Here is a 16,461-nt window from a genome sequence, read left to right as displayed (position 1 = left end):
CAAAACTAAGTACAGGCAACGTCTAGCCGGAATTTGCTTCTGAGGGGGAGAATTTAATGCGCCGTTCGATCGTATTGCTGTCCATTGGCATCAGCGTTCTCTCGTTCGGCAGGGCATTCGCCCAGAACGACAGGCCTCGCAACCTGATCCTGTTTGTGCCCGATGGATTGAGGGGTCAGATCGTGACGCGGCAGACGGCGCCGGCCATGGCGGAGGTCCGTGACAAGGGTGTCAATTTCCGGAATTCCCACTCGCTATTCCCAACGTTCACAACCGCCAATGCCTCTGCGATGGCAACGGGCCATTATCTCGGCGACACTGGAGACTTCTCCAATACGATCTACACCGGTTATCCAGTAGGGCCGGCGAACGGCACCGTGACGCCGTTTCTGGAAGTCGATCCCGTTATCATCGACCTCGACGAGCATCTCGGCGGCAACTATCTGAACGAGGAAACGGTCCTGAAAATGGCGCGAGCCCAAGGCTACAGCACCGCCGCCATCGGCAAGCTCGGACCTACCCTGATATTTGATCACACCGATAAGCCAGGCGCGGAAGGTCTGCATTCGATCGTCATTGATGATGCTACCGGCGGCAAGAACGGCGTGCCGCTCTCGGACGAGATGAAGGCCGCATTGACGAAGGCTAACCTGCCCCTCGCAACGCCCTCGCGCGGCGACAATGGCAAATCTGGCGACGCCAAGACGCCTGGCACCTTGGTGCCGAACACAGCCCAGCAGGCCTATTTCGCCGATGCAGCCAGCAAAGTCGTGCTGCCAATGTTCAAGGAGCGCGGCAAGCCGTTCGTGCTGGTGTTCTGGTCGCGCGATCCCGATGGTAGCCAGCATAATTCCGGCGACAGTCTTAATACCGTCACGCCCGGCATCAACGGTCCGACGTCGCTCGCCGGCATCAAGAACGCGGATAACAACCTGGCCCAATTGCGCAAGGCGCTGGATGATCTCGGCCTCGCCGCCACGACAAACATCATCGTCTCATCCGACCATGGATTTTCGACGATTTCGAAGGAAACCAAAACCAGCCCGTCGGCCAAGATGACGTACGGGGATACACCGAAAGATTTTCTGCCGATGGGCTTTCTGGCGATCGATCTTGCAAAGGCGCTTAAGCTGCCGCTGTTCGATCCCAACAACAAGAATGCGCGGGTTCCGGACAACGAGCATCCAAAAGCCGGGAACGGCCTGTTGGGAGAAGATCCGACAAAGCCCGAACTTGTGGTGGCGACCAACGGCGGATCGGACCTGATCTATTTGCCTGGCCATGAGCGCAGCCTGGCGCGGCGCACGATCAATGCGCTGCTCCAACAGGATTACGTGAGCGGCATCTTCGTCGATGACGCTCTCGGTCGCTTCCCAGGCACACTGGCGATGTCCGAACTTGGTCTAAAGGGCAAGGCGGTAACACCCACCCCAGCCATCGTCGTCAACTTTCGTTCCTACGTAGCCGGATGCGACCAGCCGACCAATTGCTCGGTCGAAGTCGCCGATACCGTGCTGCGGCAAGGCCAGGGCATGCACGGCAGTTTTAGCCGGGGCGATACCCTCAATTTCATGGCGGCGATCGGTCCGGATTTCAAAAGCGGATATGTCGACCCGCTTCCGGTCAGCAATGCCGATGTCGGCGCGACCGCGGCCAAATTGCTCGGCCTTGCACCGAAGCCCAAAGGCGATTTGATCGGCCGGGTGATGACCGAAGCGATGCCGAACGGCGCCACGCCCCGCGCCTATAGCGGTACGGCGAAATCGCAGATTTCCGCAAACGGACTCCGCACGGTGCTGAAATTCCAGCGCGTGTCCAAGCACCGGTATTTCGACGTAGCGGGATTTCGAGGGCGGACGGTCGGGTTAGACGCGGAAGGCGCCAAACAAACAGCGGCGGGGAAGTAGCCGGCAGCGCACTTCGCAGGAACGAGATCGCTTACAGGCCGATATCGAACAGATTCGGCAGTTGGGCGAGTGGCAGCGTTGCCGCCCCGATAAGTGTGGCGACCAGCGCCATCAACGTTCCATTGCCACGACGCTTGCCACGCATCTGGCCAGCGATCCACTCCAGCACTTCGGTGTCGACTCCAACAGCCTGAGTTGGTGCCCAGCTTTCAATTGCGGTGTCCGGCGCCAGCGCTACGGTGCGCAGCGGCACCGGCAGACCCGAAGCCGAAGCCGCATGATGCACGACTGCCTTGGCGAGAAGGTCATCGAAGCGCCCCTCGTCGCTTCGCTCGGCGGCCGCGTCGTTGATCTCGAACAGGGCCTCGGCTTCGGCGCGGCTGATCGGCTGGTCGTCGACAGCGGCGGCGGTCAGGATGCGGGCACACCACTCAGCGTCAAAGGCATCCAAGGCGCGGGAAAAATGGACTCGGCCCCGCGTCGTTGGTCCTTCCCCTGTGATCACGCCATCGCGCACGATAGTGAGGGCTTGCGCGGCACTATGCTGACAAGAAATCGCAGAAGGTTCGAGCGCGTCGATCGATTCAGCTAACTTAACGACAGGGGCGGACATCACTATTACTTCTCAGCTTCTTTTTGGTACAGCCAGCATTTCCATGCCGGGCGTAAACGAGCGGTTAACGATTCGAAAGTTCGGTCTCGCGCTTTTCAGTGGGTTGTGGTTTTTGAGATTTCGCGAAAGTTACAGCGGGAACATCATCACCGGGGCCGGCCTGATGACGTGCATAAACGGCAATATCGGGGCATTCGGGAGTCCCGCCGGCGTTTTGATTTTTTCGCCGTGCGGGCGCGATTGAAAAGAAGATGCTATTGATGCCCTGTGGCGGAGAACGATCTCGCCTTTTTCCAGCAGACGTTCACCTACGGCTCGCCACGCTTTATCTTAAGGACAAGAATTCACCTGCAAATTGAAGGACATGAGGTCGTAAAATGGCACTCCAGATAGGCGCTGTGGCCCCGGATTTCGAGGCCGAAACCACCGAAGGCAAAATCAAATTCCATGACTGGATCGGCAATAGCTGGGCGCTCTTGTTCTCACATCCGAAGGATTTCACGCCGGTTTGTACGACTGAGCTGGGCGCGTTGGCCAAGCTGAAGCCGGAGTTCGACAAGCGCGGCGTCAAGCTGATCGGGCTTAGCGTCGACCCGGTCGAGCGACACTCGAAGTGGGCCGAGGACATCAGGGAAACGCAGGGCGCAGCTCCGAACTATCCGATGATCGGCGACACCGATTTCAAGGTTTCGAAGCTCTATGACATGCTGCCGGCTTCAACCTCCGGCGACGCGGCGACCCGCACAGCGGCCGATAACCAGACCGTGCGGAACGTATTCGTCATCGGGCCGGACAAGAAAATCAAGCTGGTGCTGGTGTATCCGATGACCACCGGTCGCAATTTCCAGGAAATCCTGCGCGCGATCGACTCCTTGCAGCTGACCGCCAAACACCGCATCTCGACGCCGTCCGACTGGAAACAGGGCGAAGACGTCATCATCTCTGGCTCGGTCAGCGACGATGAAGCCAGGACGATTTATCCGCAAGGCTGGAAATCGCCGAAGCCCTATATCCGGATCGTACCGCAGCCGAAGTAGCTGATCCGCAGCCCACCGCAAGAGTGCAGTCGGCACGAGGTGCCGGCTGAGCAGACGGCGCCGACAATGCTGCCGCCGGGGGTCAGCCGCTTTCGGGCGGCGACTGCTCCGATGCTACTTTGTCGGCTGCCGGACGTTGCAAATGGAGCATCGGTCTGCGCTCCCGAACTCACGAGCCAAGTCGGGTGAACGCGTATTGGTGCAAGCGCGCGAGCGCAGTTGCTCAAGCACGCCAGCTATCTTTGACACCTCCAGAAATCACGCTATCGTTGCCGTGTCGACAAACCCTGGGGGACGAGATGGATAACGAGAAACCCGTAGAGCCGGTGACGGACGCGACCAGCATCGCCGAACCGCAAATAGCCACCAAACCCGCGAAAAAGAAAAAGAGATCCGCGAAAAAAACCGCCAAGAAAGCAGCGAGCAAGAAAGCCAAGGCTTCAAAGAAGTCAAAAAAGACGGCGAAAAAATCCGCCGCGGCAAGGTCCGCGAAGAAGGGACGCAAGCGAACTGCCAAGAAAAGCGCTAAGAAGAAAAAATCAAAGCGCTGATTGAGAGTGCCTCGAGAAGGAGAGCCTTCGACCAAAAGTCGGAGGCATTCTCAGGCGCGGCGGTTGACCAGGAACACCGCGGCGGCGCACGCAACCATCCCAATGATCGCGATCGGGTTAAGCCATTCGCCGAATAACATATAAGCCATCACAGCCGTCACGGCCGGCACCAGATAAAATAGGCTCGCCACTGATGTAGCCGCCGATCGCCGGATCAACCAATACAACAGACCGATCGATCCGATCGACAGCACCACTGCCAGCCAGCCGAGTGCGAGAACAAACTCGGTGGTCCAATGCACGATCCTGTTCTCGAACAACAGCGCGCCCACGGCGAAGAAGATGGTGACGCCGACATATTGCACGAGATTGCCCGCGCGCCAGTCGATCTTCCCGCAATAACGCCGCTGGTACAACGTGCCTAGGGTGATGCTGACGAGCGATACGCCTGAAGCAAGCCAGCCCCAGCCCGCCTCTCCGCTCATCGGACGATCATGCAGAATTAACAGCACGCCGGCGAGACCGAGCAGCAGCCCGGCCCATTGCAGTGGCATGACGCGCTCGCCAAGCCAGCGGTTCGCGATTGTCGAAGTCAGGATCGGCTGCAAACCCGGAATCAGCGCCGACAGGCCCGCGGGAATGGAATGCGCGATCGCGATCGCAGTACCGCCGAGATAAAATCCATGCACGAGAATGCCCGCGACGACGCTGTGGGCGATTCCGATGCGGTCAGGCCATTTTGGTCGCGCAATCGCGGCGATTACCGCCATCAGCACCACGACCAGTGCCATCCGGATCGCAAGATAGGTCAGCGGATCCGCATTGTGCACGACGTATTTGGTGGCGACAAAACCGGTACTCCAAAGCAGGACAAAAATCGCCGGCGCCGCGCGCGCGGCGAACTTGTCAAGCTCATGATGCATTTGATGGTTTCAATGCCTGATCACGTGCCCTGCGGCAATGCCGATTTGCGCGGGCCGGCTCACGAGCGATGGCATGACATCGGCCTGGGTGGTTGACGCGAAGCGGCGACGATCAGAATTCTTCCGGGCAGGGATCGACGATCTTCCAGAGTTCTACGCCGTTCTTGATCTTCTTCATTTCCGTAGTAAGCCCGCCGTTGCGACGGATCCACTCCTTCACCGTCTCGGGATAGTACGACATCAGGTCTGACGTGCCTGCCGCGCTGGTCACCTTGATTCCGAAGGTGAAGGCCTTGTCGTAATAAGCCTGGTGAAAACCAATGCTGGCGCGCGGCGTTACGCAAATTTTATTCATCGGTACGATACCGAACACCAGCGTACACGCCGAATTGCAAATGCCGTCAATAATGACCCGCTCATGGCGATCGCGGATGCGCGCATACTTTGTCTTGTATTCCTCGACATAGCCGCCGTGATCCCGGGTGATATGCAGGTCCGCCCATGCGGGGGCGGCAGCCAACACGGACAGCAACAACAGGGAAACGGACGTGATGCGCATGGATCCGTCGGAAATCGGCAGCTGAGCGGGCAACCGGACCAAACGGGACAACTCTGGCCAGACTGTGTTTGAAATTCGTTAAGCATACCGATCCGGCTAAAAAATCGCCCCCCGGCTGAAATTCCTGCATTTTTCCAGCGTTACCGGCTGGCTGGGAACCACAAACGGCCTAAACTGTCTACTTTCGGGCCTCTGGTCGGAGAATCGATATGACGCAGTTGAAGTTGATCGGCATCCTCATGCTGGGCGCATTGGCCCTGGCTCCCGGCTTCGCGCAGGCGCGGACCCACCATCACCATCATTACCGGCACCATCACCACCATGCCCATGTTCGCAATTTCGGACTGCCCTACGAAATAAGCTTCAGACATAATTACGGACCTGGCCTGCGGCCCGGTAGCTTCGCCTATTATGACGGTCCATCGAACAATTACTGCTACCAGAGCGCGGCCAGCTACGTCGGGCAGGACCACCGAAAGTATCCCTGCTCCTGATACTTTGCGCCGACCCGTTTCCTGGTAGCCCATCGCGATCAACTCTGCTAATCGACCGCCAGGGCGCTCGTAGCTCAGCTGGATAGAGCATCGGACTTCGAATCCGAGGGTCGGGAGTTCGAATCTCTCCGAGCGCGCCAACGCCATTTAGCAGTTGGTTTCGAGCAGCCTGCCCTGTCCGGAGTTTGCAGGTGGCAAACCGGTGAGCGATCTACCAAGTCATGCCAAAAAATCCAAATTGCGGTCGCTGAGCCGCCAGCATGACCGGCGGAGCTGTCCGCCGTTTCACAATTTTGCGCTTTCGAACGGTCTTCTTTTCCAGCTTTTTCGACTCGGATAGCTGCTCATTCTTTTGATCAGACGATTGCAGCTCGGCGTATGAATCGCGCGCACGTGCTTTGCTGTCAGCGACGGTGGTTGGAGCTGGGAGCATGGGCGCTACGTTGTTCGCCGCGAGCGAAGGCGTAATGGTTGGTTGCTGCGTGTCAAAGACGATCCGTTCCGGCCACTTGCGGTCGGAATGGATCCTGATGACGGATTTATCGACGCCCATGTCCAAGCTGGCCGGCATCGGCACACTCGGCAGGTACGCGTTCGAGGCCAGCAGCAACGCGAGTAAGACCGCGCCAACACAGAAGAAGTATCGCGCCACGGGCATTTCAAGACAGCTCCATCCGCGCGAACGCGCAGGCCAATCGTTTAACCGGTGATAGAGCGATTGGTTCCTGCTCACCTAGAAGCGCGCCAAAGTTGGTCGTCTGTTTCGCAGTTCCCGATATGGAGCCATCAAACGATGGGCATTTCGTCTCCCCGGCCCGATACTCCAGCTCTTACGAACTCGAGGCCGTTAACCCTGCCGCTGATCCCAGTACCCGCCCGCGGGGTGGCCATTGGCCGATGCGAGCGCTAGGATCGTCGAGCAGCCGGTGCATTTCGGGGACAAACGGGATCACGGCTGCCGGACCCGCACTAGCCGGAGATCGAGGATGCCCATCGTCACCTGGGATCATGTTCATTTGCGTAGTTCCGATCCTGAGGCAACCGCGGCGTGGCTGGAAGACATTCTTGGTGGCGTCATCATTCGGGGTCCCGGGCGGATCGACGTGAAGCTCGGGGGAGCCAATGTGTTCATCGCGCCGGTTACTGCCGGCGATGGCGTCAATGCGCCGCCGGTGACGCCTTATCAGGGGCTCGATCACTTCGGATTGGCCGTGAAGGACATCGATGCGGTTGCCGCCGAAATCAAGCGCAAGGGCGTGGAGTTCACGAAAGAGCCGACGACAATCCGGCCGGGCGTGCGCGTCTGCTTCATCCGCGGGCCGCAGGGCATCTCGATCGAGCTGTTGGAACGTGACAAGAAATATGCGTGAAGCGAGCGCGCGAGCATGAAAAACGGGCTGTATTCGATCCATGTCAGCCTGCAGGACGGGCGAAGCGGCAAAGGCAGCGGTGTGGTGATGTTCCGGGACGGCAAGATCCTCGGAGGCGATGCCTTTCTGTTCTACACCGGCACCTACAAGACCCGAGGCGATAGTTTCAAGGGCGAAGTTGTGGTGCAGCGGCATACCAGCAGCCCCGATGCCAATCCGCTGTTTGGCGGCCCTGACCCCGTCGGCATCGGTGTCTCCGGCACATTCACCGATACCGCCGGCGTGATGAACGGAACGGCTCTGGTGGGCAAGGCAAGCCAGATCTTCAGCGCAACACTGCGGAAGCTGGCCGAAATCGATTAGCCGGCTTCGCACTACTCCGCAGCCTGCTCGAGCGGCGCGACGCGCGGCAAAATGATCTGGATTCGTGTCCCGCCGCCTTGCTGCGAGTCCAGATGCAGCCTCCCGCCAAGGCGGTTGGTCACGATACTGTAAACAATATGCAGCCCGAGCCCGGTGCCGCCCTGGTCGCGGCGCGTGGTGAAGAACGGATCAAAAGCGCGGCGGCGAACATCGAGCGACATGCCACAGCCATTGTCCGAAAACAGAATCTCGACGTTGTCCTTGCCGGAGCCCCTCACCTTAATGTCCACCGCGCCGGGCTTGCCGTCGGGAAAGGCATGCGCGACAGCGTTGAGGAACAAATTGGTGAGCACCTGTCCGTAGGGCCCGGGATAGCTGTTCATGGTGAGATTGGGTTCGCAGTCGACATTGAGCGTCAGATTGTGCTTTCGCAGGCCCGGCCGCAGACTCATAACCACCTGTTCGGTCAAGTCGCCAAGATCGAACGTGCGCTGATCCGAGTAGTTGCGGTCGGCCGCAACCTGCTTAAACGAGGCAATCAGTTCGGCGGCGCGATTGAGATTGGAAACCAGCTGCGAGGAGGCGTCGCGGCTCGCTTCGAGAAACTCGTTGAGGCTGGAACGTCTGAGGTCGCCGCGCGCCACTTGAGACGCAAACAGTGCCGTCTTGCGCTCCAGCGAGGAAGCAACCGTCAGGCTGATGCCCACGGGGTTGTTGACCTCGTGCGCAACGCCGGCGACCAATCGCCCCAGCGCGGCCAGCTTTTCCGCTTCGATCAGCGAGTTCTGGGTTTCCCGCAGATTGCGCAACGCCGCCTCGGCGGCGTCCTTTGCCGCGCGCATTTCCTGTTCGCCGCGTTTGCGATCACCTATATCAAGCGCAACGGTGACGATGTTTTCGATCTCACCGTCTGCATTCAGCAGGGGAAGCTTGTTCACCACCCATTGCCGTAGGTGGCCCGACGAATCCAGATACTCCTCTTCATAGAATCCGAGCTCTCTTCCGAGAGCTAGCACACGCTTGTCGTTCTCGTCAGTCTTTTGCGCGCCATAGCGTGACATCAGATCGGTGGTGGTTCGGCCTATCGCATCAGCAGGTTCAATGCCAAAAATGCCAGCCATATAGCGGTTCATGAGGATGTAGCGGAGTTGCTTGTCCTTGACGTTGATCACCGCCGGCACAGTATCGATCACCTGTTGCAGGAGCCGCCGGCCTTCAGCGATCGCGTCTTCGGCGCGTTTTTGATGGGTAATGTCGCGCACGGTACCTTCATAGCGGACGATCGCGCCGGCTTCGTCGCGCACGGCCGTGGCGCTGTCGGATAGCCACAGAATTTCACCGCTGCGGTCGCGAACCTGATATTCAAACTCGCGTACCATCCCGTCCCGTCGCATCAGTTGCTGATATTCAGCGCGCGCCGCCGGATGAACGTAGATCGTTTCGGTGATATCCCCGATGCTTTGAATCAGTTGCTCCGGCGTGTCATAGCCCATGATTTTAGCCAACGCTGGATTGGCATTGAGTAGTTCGCCAGCCGGGGTGGTGACGTAGATACCGTCAACCGAACCCTCGAACAGCTTACGATAGCTCTCCTCCGCCAACCGCTGCTCGGCCAAGGCACGAACGGCTGCTTCTCGCGCGCTATCGGCGTCAACGAGAGTCCGCCGGAATACTTCAGCCGCACGCGCGATGTCGCCGATTTCGTTGCTCACGTCGGTAGAGGGAATGGAGGCGTCCTTCTGACCCGCGGCGAGCGCGCGTATTGAACTTGCAATCGAGACTAGCGGTCGCACCGTGCGTCGGACCACGAACAGGGCCGCAAAGATCCCGATAAGCACGCCGGCGATGCCCAGCACGATGCTCTGCCATCTCGCCTCAGTCAGCGTCCGAGCGAAGTCTCGCGACAGCACGCGGCCTTGACGCGCGCTGACCTCGCGCAGCAACTCGGTCACGCGCCCGATAAGCCGTCCCTCCGTGCCCAAGACCTCTTTGTCCAATTTACCAATCTCCGCCTCGGTCGCCGAAATCGCGGTGATGGCGCTGGCGTAAGCATCGGCCGCAGCACGAAGCGACACATCATCGATCGATAGCGTTCGCATTGCCTGCGCCGCCCGCTCCGCCCCTTCGGGATCATGCGCCAGCAAGGCCGCGGCGACCTGGTTTTGCGTCCGAAACAGGCTCCTCGCGGCCGCGCGGTCGGGCTGGCTGGAGATTGCCTGCTCGAAGCGTTCGCGCGTTGCCGGCAACGCCGATATCAATTCCGAGCGACGGGCAATCAAAGTGGTGACCCGTTCGATGCCCTCCCGGTAGTTCTGCAAACGTGCGGTGACGCCGTCGATCATCCGCTGTTGATCGGGCGCAAGCTCGAGCCGTGTTTTTTTCAAAAGCGCACTCAGTGCCGAGGCGGCCTCGCCCACCCGGTCCGGTCTGGCGCCCTGGTCAGTGACGAAATCGCGCGCCGCGAGCCGCAGCTCGTTCATGCGTCGATCGATCTCCTCGGCGAGATCACCGACGGTTTGCAACCGCTGGAGTTCGGCAAACGTAGAGTTGATGTGCCGCAGGGCAATGATGCTCGCCATGCTCGTGGCGGCGATGACCGCCAGCAGCAGTAAAAAACTGCCAAATGTCAATTGCCCGATCGAGAGCGAAAATGAACGTATCCGTGCGAGCAATGCCGCCAATGCGGATGACATAATGATCAACACCAAGCTTCAAATAATTGGATAATATATGAGACGGCCAGCGATAACATCCCGAATTCGTTTTGGTCTAGCGTCGATCGGAGCGCTTCAACCCGCCGCGCCGACCTCAAAAACGTCGCCGTCGTAGCCGGCCTCAATCGGAATCCGAAGCTGGCGGCCGCCATTCAGTTTGGTCATCACCGGCATCACCGTTACGATCTTTCTGCCCTTGCTGTCATTCAGCGCGGCTCTCACGCTGCCCTGTTTTCCCAGCCGGATGAGATTGCGCGTGGTCGGGAATGGCAGCTTGAACCGGCCGCTCTCACCACCAGCCAGCGCTTCGCGCGGAGAGACCCAGATGGAGTCGGTAGATTCCTTGCCGTCATGAGCGCCGGCCTGTTCCGGTGGGGCGGCTGCAAGAAAGAACCAGGTATCGAACCGCTTCGGCATGCCCTCCGGGGTAATCCAGTGAGCATATGGCACCAGTTCATCGAGCGCGAGCACCACTTCGTTATCAGTAAGCACCTTCAAAAACGTGGTCTTGCCCTCGCACAGAGCAGCGCGATCCCGGCCTTCTATTTCTGCAGCCCGCTTGGCCTCCACCAGCGAATTCGAACCGGCGGGACGCGCGAGCAAAATGCCGCTTTCCTCAAACGTTTCCCGGATGGCGGCGATGCGGAAGCTGAGGGAGACCGCATCGAGGCCCTCGCCGCCCGAGTAAAGCTCCGGCCTGGCAATGATCTCCTGATCACCGTTGTCGACGCTTCCGCCCGGAAACACCAGCGCACCGGAATTAAAATCGATCTCGTAGTGCCGCACCATCATGAACACTTCGATTTCGCCCGCGGCCCCGTCCCTGAGCAAGAGGACGGTGGACGCCGGACGCGGGGTGACGGCTAGTGTCATGCCATCAACCCGCCGCGCTCGATTGCGGCCGCAGGTTGGCACGCCTGTCGACACGTGCGACGCGCGAGAGCAGATAATCCACTTCGTGTTTCGCGATCGCAGTGAGGCTCGTGGCTGGTTTGCGTTGCGCGCCGGAGGCGATCACGCCGCGCTTTTGCAGCACGTATTTGCGCACCGCGAGGCCGACGCCAGGTTGCTGCTCGTACCTGATCAGAGGGAGATGCGCGTCGAACAGATCGTGCGCGGCGTCGCGCCGTGCTTCCTTGGATAATCGCACCACATCGATGAGCAACTCCGGAAAGGCATAGCCGGTCATCGCTCCGTCGGCGCCCCGCTCCATCTCGAAATCCAGAAACAGCCCGCCATTGCCGGTCAGGATCGAAAGCGGCCGCAGCGAACCTTCCTTCTGGAACGCCCGCAGGGCGGAAATCTTCTCGAGTCCGGGCCAATCCTCATGCTTGAGCATCACGCAAGATGGATTGTCCATCACGATTTTGCGGATCACCGCCGGTGTAAAGACCACAGACAAAGTCAATGGATAATCCTGCAGCACCCAAGGGATATCGCTGCCGATCGCATCTACCGCCTGCTTGAAATAGCCGATGATCTGGTCATCTGTACGCAGGCTCGGCGGCGGCGCGATCATTACACCGGCAGCGCCCGCATCCATGGAAGCGCGCGACAGCGAGCGCATGGCTGCGAACCCGGGGGCGGAAACGCCTACGATGATCTGCATGTTGCCGGCACGCTTCACAAAGCGTTTTGCAACAAGCTCTGCTTCCGCGGCTTCAAGCTTCGGTGCTTCGCCCAGAATCCCGAGCACGGTGACGCCATCGCAGCCGACCTCGCCATAAAAATCAGTCAGCCGGTCGATGGACGTTTCGTCGATCCGCCCGTCATCGTGGAATGGCGTTGGGGCGATTGCGAAAGTGCCTTCGGCCTTGTGAGTAAGTTTTGCCATTCGTACCTCTGTCTCATCTTCCGTGATCCCGGGGTGAGTTCGCCAGAACCGGGCCCCTGAATGACCGCTTCAAAATCTCCGCGCACCCATCTTGATCTCTTCATCGGAGAAGAAAATTTCGTTGGCGTGCTGGACGATATCTTCCGCCTTCCATCCGGTATGTGGCGGCTTCCAACCCGGCTTTTCCATCATCCGCATTTCGCGCACGCCGCGCGGACCGGAAACGCCAAGAACCTTGCCGGTCTGATCGCCGGATAATTCGCTCACCATGTATAGCACGGCGGGCGCAATGCCGTCAGGTCCAAGCGCCATGCCAGGATTTTCGATATAGCGCGGCAGATCCGCAGTCATACGGGTCAGCGCGCCGGGGGCGAGCGTCCAGACCCGGATGTTGTATTTACGGCCCTCGATGGCGAGCACGTTCGACAGCCCCCAAATTCCGCCCTTCGCGGCGCCGTAATTGCTTTGGCCGAAATTGCCGATGAGGCCTGATGTGGACGAGGTGTTCACGATGACACCGCCACCGTTCTCCCGCATCCAGCGGAACACGGGTTGGGTGACGCAGAACGTGCCCTTGAGATGCACTTTCAGAACCTTGTCCCAGCCGACTTCCGTCGCCTTGGCAAAGGTCTGGTCCAGCAGAATGCCGGCATTGTTGACGAGGATATCGGCTCGGCCGAAGTTCTTGATAGCGTCATCGAACACCGACTGTCCTCCGGCCATCGTCGAAATATCAGCGCCATTGGCAACCGCGCGGCCACCTTCCGCTTTTATTGCGTCGACGACCTTTTGCGCCATCGAAAGATCGGCCCCGCTGCCGTCCCGCGGGCCACCGAGGTCATTGACCACGACAGCCGCCCCCTCTCGCGCGAACAACCTGGCATAGGCTTCGCCAAGCCCGCCGCCCGCCCCGGTGATCAGCGCCACCTTGCCGTCGAGTAATCCCATGATGCTTCTCTCCTCGGCTTCTATTTCAGGCGAGCAACGTCTTTCCGCTTTTTATAACGGAGACGTTGCGGGCCTTTACCTTTGCCTCAAATGAAATCACGTTGCCGTCTTTCCACATGTCCATGGTCACGGTCTCGCCGGGATAGACCGGAGATGAAAAGCGCGCGACGTGTTGTCTGAAAGCCAAAGGATCGTAATCGGCATAGGTTTGCAGAATACCGCGGCAGGTGATCCCGTAGGTGCACATGCCGTGCAGGATCGGCCTCGGGAAACCTGCGCGCTTGGCGAATTCAGGATCCGAGTGAAGCGGATTGCGGTCGCCGCACAACCGGTAAACCAGCGCTTGATCCGGGCGGGTCGAGATGTCGATGGTCTTGTCGGGCGAGCGGGTTGGGATTTTGTGCGGCTCGGGTTGGCCTTCGGAGGTCCCGCCGAAACCGCCATCGCCACGCGCAAACCGCGAAGCCACCAGCGTGGCGAGTTCTTCGCCCTTTTCGTTCTTAAGCACGGTCTTGTGCCGGATCACCGCACCCTTTTCCTTGCCCTTGTCGAAAACGTCCAGAACGCTGGAATCCGCGATGATGTGAGCGGACACAGCGAGCGGCCTGTGGAAGGTGATGTCCCGTTCGCCATCGACCACCATCACCCGGTTCAGGTTCATTTCTCCGGGCCCCGCTCCCCAAGCGGCGACCGAAGCGAAGGTCGGAATCACTTTTAGTGCACGCGGCGTGGCAGTCGCCTCGTTGACGAAGGCAAGCTCCCTCTCGTCCATCGGATCCGCGCCCATCCCGATGCCACAGGCGTACAGCATCACTTCACGATCGGTGTAGGCGTATTTCTGCCCGAAATTCTTCAGCGCCATCAACTCATCGTACTTGATCGGCATTGTGATGCATTCCTCCAGAGATTCTTGATCCCTCATTGTGATGAGGTGCCTTCGCGCCGTCGCAAACCATGAGAGCGGTTCCGCTTGGAAGCTTGGTCTCATCCTCAAGACGCGCGCAATTGCCCCTACGGGATCGAACAATCAGCTCATCGGCGTGAAGAACGGCAATGGCGCGCCGTCAGTCGTTTTGAACACTACTTTTACCTTCTGCCCAATCTTCAATTTCGCCGTGTCGCAGTCGACGAAATTGGTCAGCAACGACGGACCCTCCTTCAAAGTCACATAGCCAATCGCGTACGGGCCGCTTGCGGATTTGCGCATCAGGCTGAATGTATAGATCTCGCCCTCGCCTGAGCTTTCCTCCCAAACCGTCTGATCGGAAAAGCAGAACGGACATAGCGAGCGTGGAAAGTAATGCGCTTCACCGCATGCCTTGCAGCGCTTGATCAGCAGTTTGCCTTCGACTGTCTGCTCCCAGAAATGCTTCGTTTCCGGATTGCCCTGAGGCATCGGATATTTGACTTTGCTGTCCATTACACGCGCTCCAGAATGCAGGTTGAGGCAGCGTGACGGACGCCGAGCAAGCCGCCCGTCCCGTGCGCAATCGCGAGATCGCAATTTGCCACCTGCACCTTGGGATGGGCTTCACCCCGAAGCTGTCGCACCGCTTCAATGATCTTCGTCATGCCGCCCCGGTTGACTGGATGATTGCTGCACAGGCCACCGCCGTCAGTGTTAAATGGCAGCTTGCCGACACCGGAAATCAGATTGCCGTCGGCGACGAACTTGCCGCCTTCGCCTTTCTTGCAGAAACCGAGGTCCTCGAGCTGCATCAGCACAGTGATGGTGAAGCTGTCGTAGATGGACGCATATTTGATGTCCCTGGGCGTCACGCCGGCTTCTTCAAATGCCTTTGGGCCCGACCACACACCCGCTGAGTAGGTCAGATTGAGATCCTTGCCGCCGCGGGGACCTTTTAATGCCTCGCCGTGCCCGATCATTCGCACCAGCGGCTTCTTCAAGCCGCGCGCGATCGCTTCCGTGGTAACGATCAGCGCGCCACCGCCATCGGTAACGACGCAGCAATCCATCCGGTGCAACGGATCGGAGATCATCGGGGAGTTGATGACGTCCTCGACCGTGACGACATCGCGCAGCATCGCATGCGGGTTATATTGAGCATGATGAGAGGCCGCGACCTTGATCCAGGCCAGCTGCTCGCTCGTGGTACCGAATTCATGCATGTGGCGCATGGCGCACATGCCATAAATGTTGTGCGTGGTGGCGCCGTAAGCAGCCTCAAAATCGAGCTCCGCTCCGGTCGCGCGCGCTGGCATCGCCCCGGTGCGGGGCTTTCCGGCGAGTGTAATCAGGGCGATGCTGCATTTGCCGGCGGCTATGGCCTCCGCGGCGTGGCCGAGATGGACGAGATAAGAGCAGCCGCCGGTATCAGTGGAATCGAAGTGGCGAACCTTCAGGCCCAAATAGTCTGCCATCGCCATGACCCCGCCGGGGGCGTCGCCAGCGCAGAAATACCCGTCGACATCAGCCTTGGTCAGGCCTGCGTCTTGCAGTGCGCCCTTGGCGACTTCGGCATGTAGCTGTGCGGTAGATTTGTCCGGTGCGTGCCGGGTTGGATGCTCGTAGATTCCGGCGAGGTAGGCCTTACCTTTGATGCTCAACTGGTTCTCCGCTGCCGTGTCCTGGTCCCCATCGGTTTCTCGCCTTTCGAGCTTGCCTTGGCAAGCGCCCCGGCCAGAGGACAATCCCGCGAGGCGGAATACGCAGGCGCAGGCTGGTCCACCGGAGCAGCCACCGCCCGTCACATCGTTCGCTCCGCTCACGAAGTGCCACCCTCAAAGCGAGCTTCGCTCGTCTCGACCCCACAAGTGGGAAAGAGGCTGTTCAACCACTTCGATCAACCACTAGGCGCTGTGGTTATGGGTCCCTGCGTTCGCAGGAACGACGCTGAGAGAGTTGGCGCGCACCGCGTTTCCCGTTGTGGCGAGCAAAGCTCCCTCTTTCTTCTCGCCCCCGTTTGTGCCCCGCAAGCGGGGCGAGGATTGCTCTTTCTTATCCCTCCCCTTCTTTTATGGGGTCGAGACGAGCAAAGCTCGCTCTGGGGTCGCGCGAAGCGCCGGGTGGGGTTGCCTCATACACACGAACAGCCCCCCACCCTGCACATCGTTCGCTCCGCTCACGATCTGCTTTCCCTCCCCACCACAAGTGGCAGGGATGAACACCGCCGATGCGGTGGTACTG

17 protein-coding genes and 1 tRNA gene are annotated in these 16,461 nt (G+C 59.5%); 7 read left to right on the top strand and 11 right to left on the bottom strand.

Annotation, left to right across the window (positions count from 1 at the left end; translation table 11 throughout):
• Positions 1-56: 56 nt before the first annotated feature.
• Positions 57-1,907, top strand: coding sequence for an alkaline phosphatase family protein (locus VJV58_RS11095; protein ID WP_324137392.1), 1,851 nt, complete (start codon positions 57-59; stop codon positions 1,905-1,907).
• Positions 1,908-1,938: 31 nt separating this feature from the next.
• On the opposite strand, the gene VJV58_RS11090 is transcribed toward VJV58_RS11095, so the two are convergent.
• Positions 1,939-2,520, bottom strand: coding sequence for a hypothetical protein (locus VJV58_RS11090; RefSeq protein WP_324137391.1), 582 nt, complete (start codon positions 2,518-2,520; stop codon positions 1,939-1,941).
• Between the two features lie 377 nt (positions 2,521-2,897).
• On the opposite strand from VJV58_RS11090, the gene VJV58_RS11085 reads away from it, so the two are divergent.
• Complete coding sequence (locus VJV58_RS11085) at positions 2,898-3,557, top strand: peroxiredoxin (protein ID WP_324137390.1); 660 nt, start codon at positions 2,898-2,900, stop codon at positions 3,555-3,557.
• A gap of 185 nt (positions 3,558-3,742) precedes the next feature.
• Entirely contained in the window at positions 3,743-4,108 is a 366-nt protein-coding gene (locus VJV58_RS11080; protein ID WP_324137389.1) for a hypothetical protein, read from the top strand.
• Between the two features lie 50 nt (positions 4,109-4,158).
• Here the strand turns inward: VJV58_RS11080 and VJV58_RS11075 are convergent, their stop codons facing one another.
• Entirely contained in the window at positions 4,159-5,031 is an 873-nt protein-coding gene (locus VJV58_RS11075; protein ID WP_324137388.1) for a DMT family transporter, read from the bottom strand.
• Between the two features lie 112 nt (positions 5,032-5,143).
• Positions 5,144-5,590 carry a hypothetical protein gene (locus VJV58_RS11070; protein ID WP_324137387.1) on the bottom strand — a complete coding sequence of 149 codons (447 nt, stop codon included), beginning with the start codon at positions 5,588-5,590 and terminating at the stop codon, positions 5,144-5,146.
• A gap of 209 nt (positions 5,591-5,799) precedes the next feature.
• Between VJV58_RS11070 and VJV58_RS11065 the strand changes: the two genes are divergently transcribed.
• On the top strand, positions 5,800-6,084 hold the full coding sequence (locus tag VJV58_RS11065; protein ID WP_324137386.1) for a hypothetical protein: 285 nt from the start codon (positions 5,800-5,802) through the stop codon (positions 6,082-6,084).
• Between the two features lie 63 nt (positions 6,085-6,147).
• Positions 6,148-6,224 (top strand) — tRNA-Arg (locus VJV58_RS11060).
• A 71-nt stretch (positions 6,225-6,295) separates the two neighbouring features.
• Here the strand turns inward: VJV58_RS11060 and VJV58_RS11055 are convergent.
• On the bottom strand, positions 6,296-6,643 hold the full coding sequence (locus VJV58_RS11055) for a hypothetical protein (RefSeq protein WP_324137385.1): 348 nt from the start codon (positions 6,641-6,643) through the stop codon (positions 6,296-6,298).
• 427 nt (positions 6,644-7,070) lie between these two features.
• Between VJV58_RS11055 and VJV58_RS11050 the strand changes: the two genes are divergently transcribed.
• Entirely contained in the window at positions 7,071-7,454 is a 384-nt protein-coding gene (locus VJV58_RS11050) for a VOC family protein (RefSeq protein ID WP_324137384.1), read from the top strand.
• A gap of 15 nt (positions 7,455-7,469) precedes the next feature.
• Positions 7,470-7,817, top strand: coding sequence for a GrlR family regulatory protein (locus VJV58_RS11045; protein WP_324137383.1), 348 nt, complete (start codon positions 7,470-7,472; stop codon positions 7,815-7,817).
• An 11-nt stretch (positions 7,818-7,828) separates the two neighbouring features.
• On the opposite strand, the gene VJV58_RS11040 is transcribed toward VJV58_RS11045, so the two are convergent.
• The 7 genes from VJV58_RS11040 to VJV58_RS11010 all read right to left on the bottom strand — a co-directional run bounded on the left by VJV58_RS11040 (position 7,829) and on the right by VJV58_RS11010 (position 15,881).
• Positions 7,829-10,510: a PAS domain S-box protein gene (locus VJV58_RS11040; RefSeq protein ID WP_324137382.1), complete on the bottom strand. Its 2,682-nt coding sequence runs from the start codon at positions 10,508-10,510 to the stop codon at positions 7,829-7,831.
• A 96-nt stretch (positions 10,511-10,606) separates the two neighbouring features.
• Positions 10,607-11,404: an NUDIX hydrolase gene (locus VJV58_RS11035; protein ID WP_324137381.1), complete on the bottom strand. Its 798-nt coding sequence runs from the start codon at positions 11,402-11,404 to the stop codon at positions 10,607-10,609.
• Positions 11,405-11,408: 4 nt separating this feature from the next.
• Positions 11,409-12,365, bottom strand: a complete 957-nt coding sequence (locus VJV58_RS11030; RefSeq protein ID WP_324137380.1) for a dihydrodipicolinate synthase family protein — start codon at positions 12,363-12,365, stop codon at positions 11,409-11,411.
• 69 nt (positions 12,366-12,434) lie between these two features.
• Complete coding sequence (locus tag VJV58_RS11025; RefSeq protein ID WP_324137379.1) at positions 12,435-13,313, bottom strand: SDR family oxidoreductase; 879 nt, start codon at positions 13,311-13,313, stop codon at positions 12,435-12,437.
• A 25-nt stretch (positions 13,314-13,338) separates the two neighbouring features.
• Positions 13,339-14,199, bottom strand: coding sequence for a MaoC/PaaZ C-terminal domain-containing protein (locus VJV58_RS11020; protein WP_324137378.1), 861 nt, complete (start codon positions 14,197-14,199; stop codon positions 13,339-13,341).
• A gap of 141 nt (positions 14,200-14,340) precedes the next feature.
• Positions 14,341-14,733, bottom strand: coding sequence for a Zn-ribbon domain-containing OB-fold protein (locus VJV58_RS11015; RefSeq protein WP_324137377.1), 393 nt, complete (start codon positions 14,731-14,733; stop codon positions 14,341-14,343).
• Positions 14,733-15,881 carry a thiolase domain-containing protein gene (locus VJV58_RS11010; RefSeq protein ID WP_324137376.1) on the bottom strand — a complete coding sequence of 383 codons (1,149 nt, stop codon included), beginning with the start codon at positions 15,879-15,881 and terminating at the stop codon, positions 14,733-14,735. The genes VJV58_RS11015 and VJV58_RS11010 overlap by 1 nt, the downstream gene beginning before the upstream one ends.
• Between the last annotated feature and the right edge of the window lie 580 nt (positions 15,882-16,461).

Origin of the sequence: Bradyrhizobium sp. (assembly GCF_035273305.1) — a bacterium.
In the GTDB taxonomy this organism is placed as follows: Bacteria; Pseudomonadota; Alphaproteobacteria; order Rhizobiales; family Xanthobacteraceae; genus Bradyrhizobium.
This window is presented reverse-complemented; position numbering and strand designations above follow the sequence as displayed.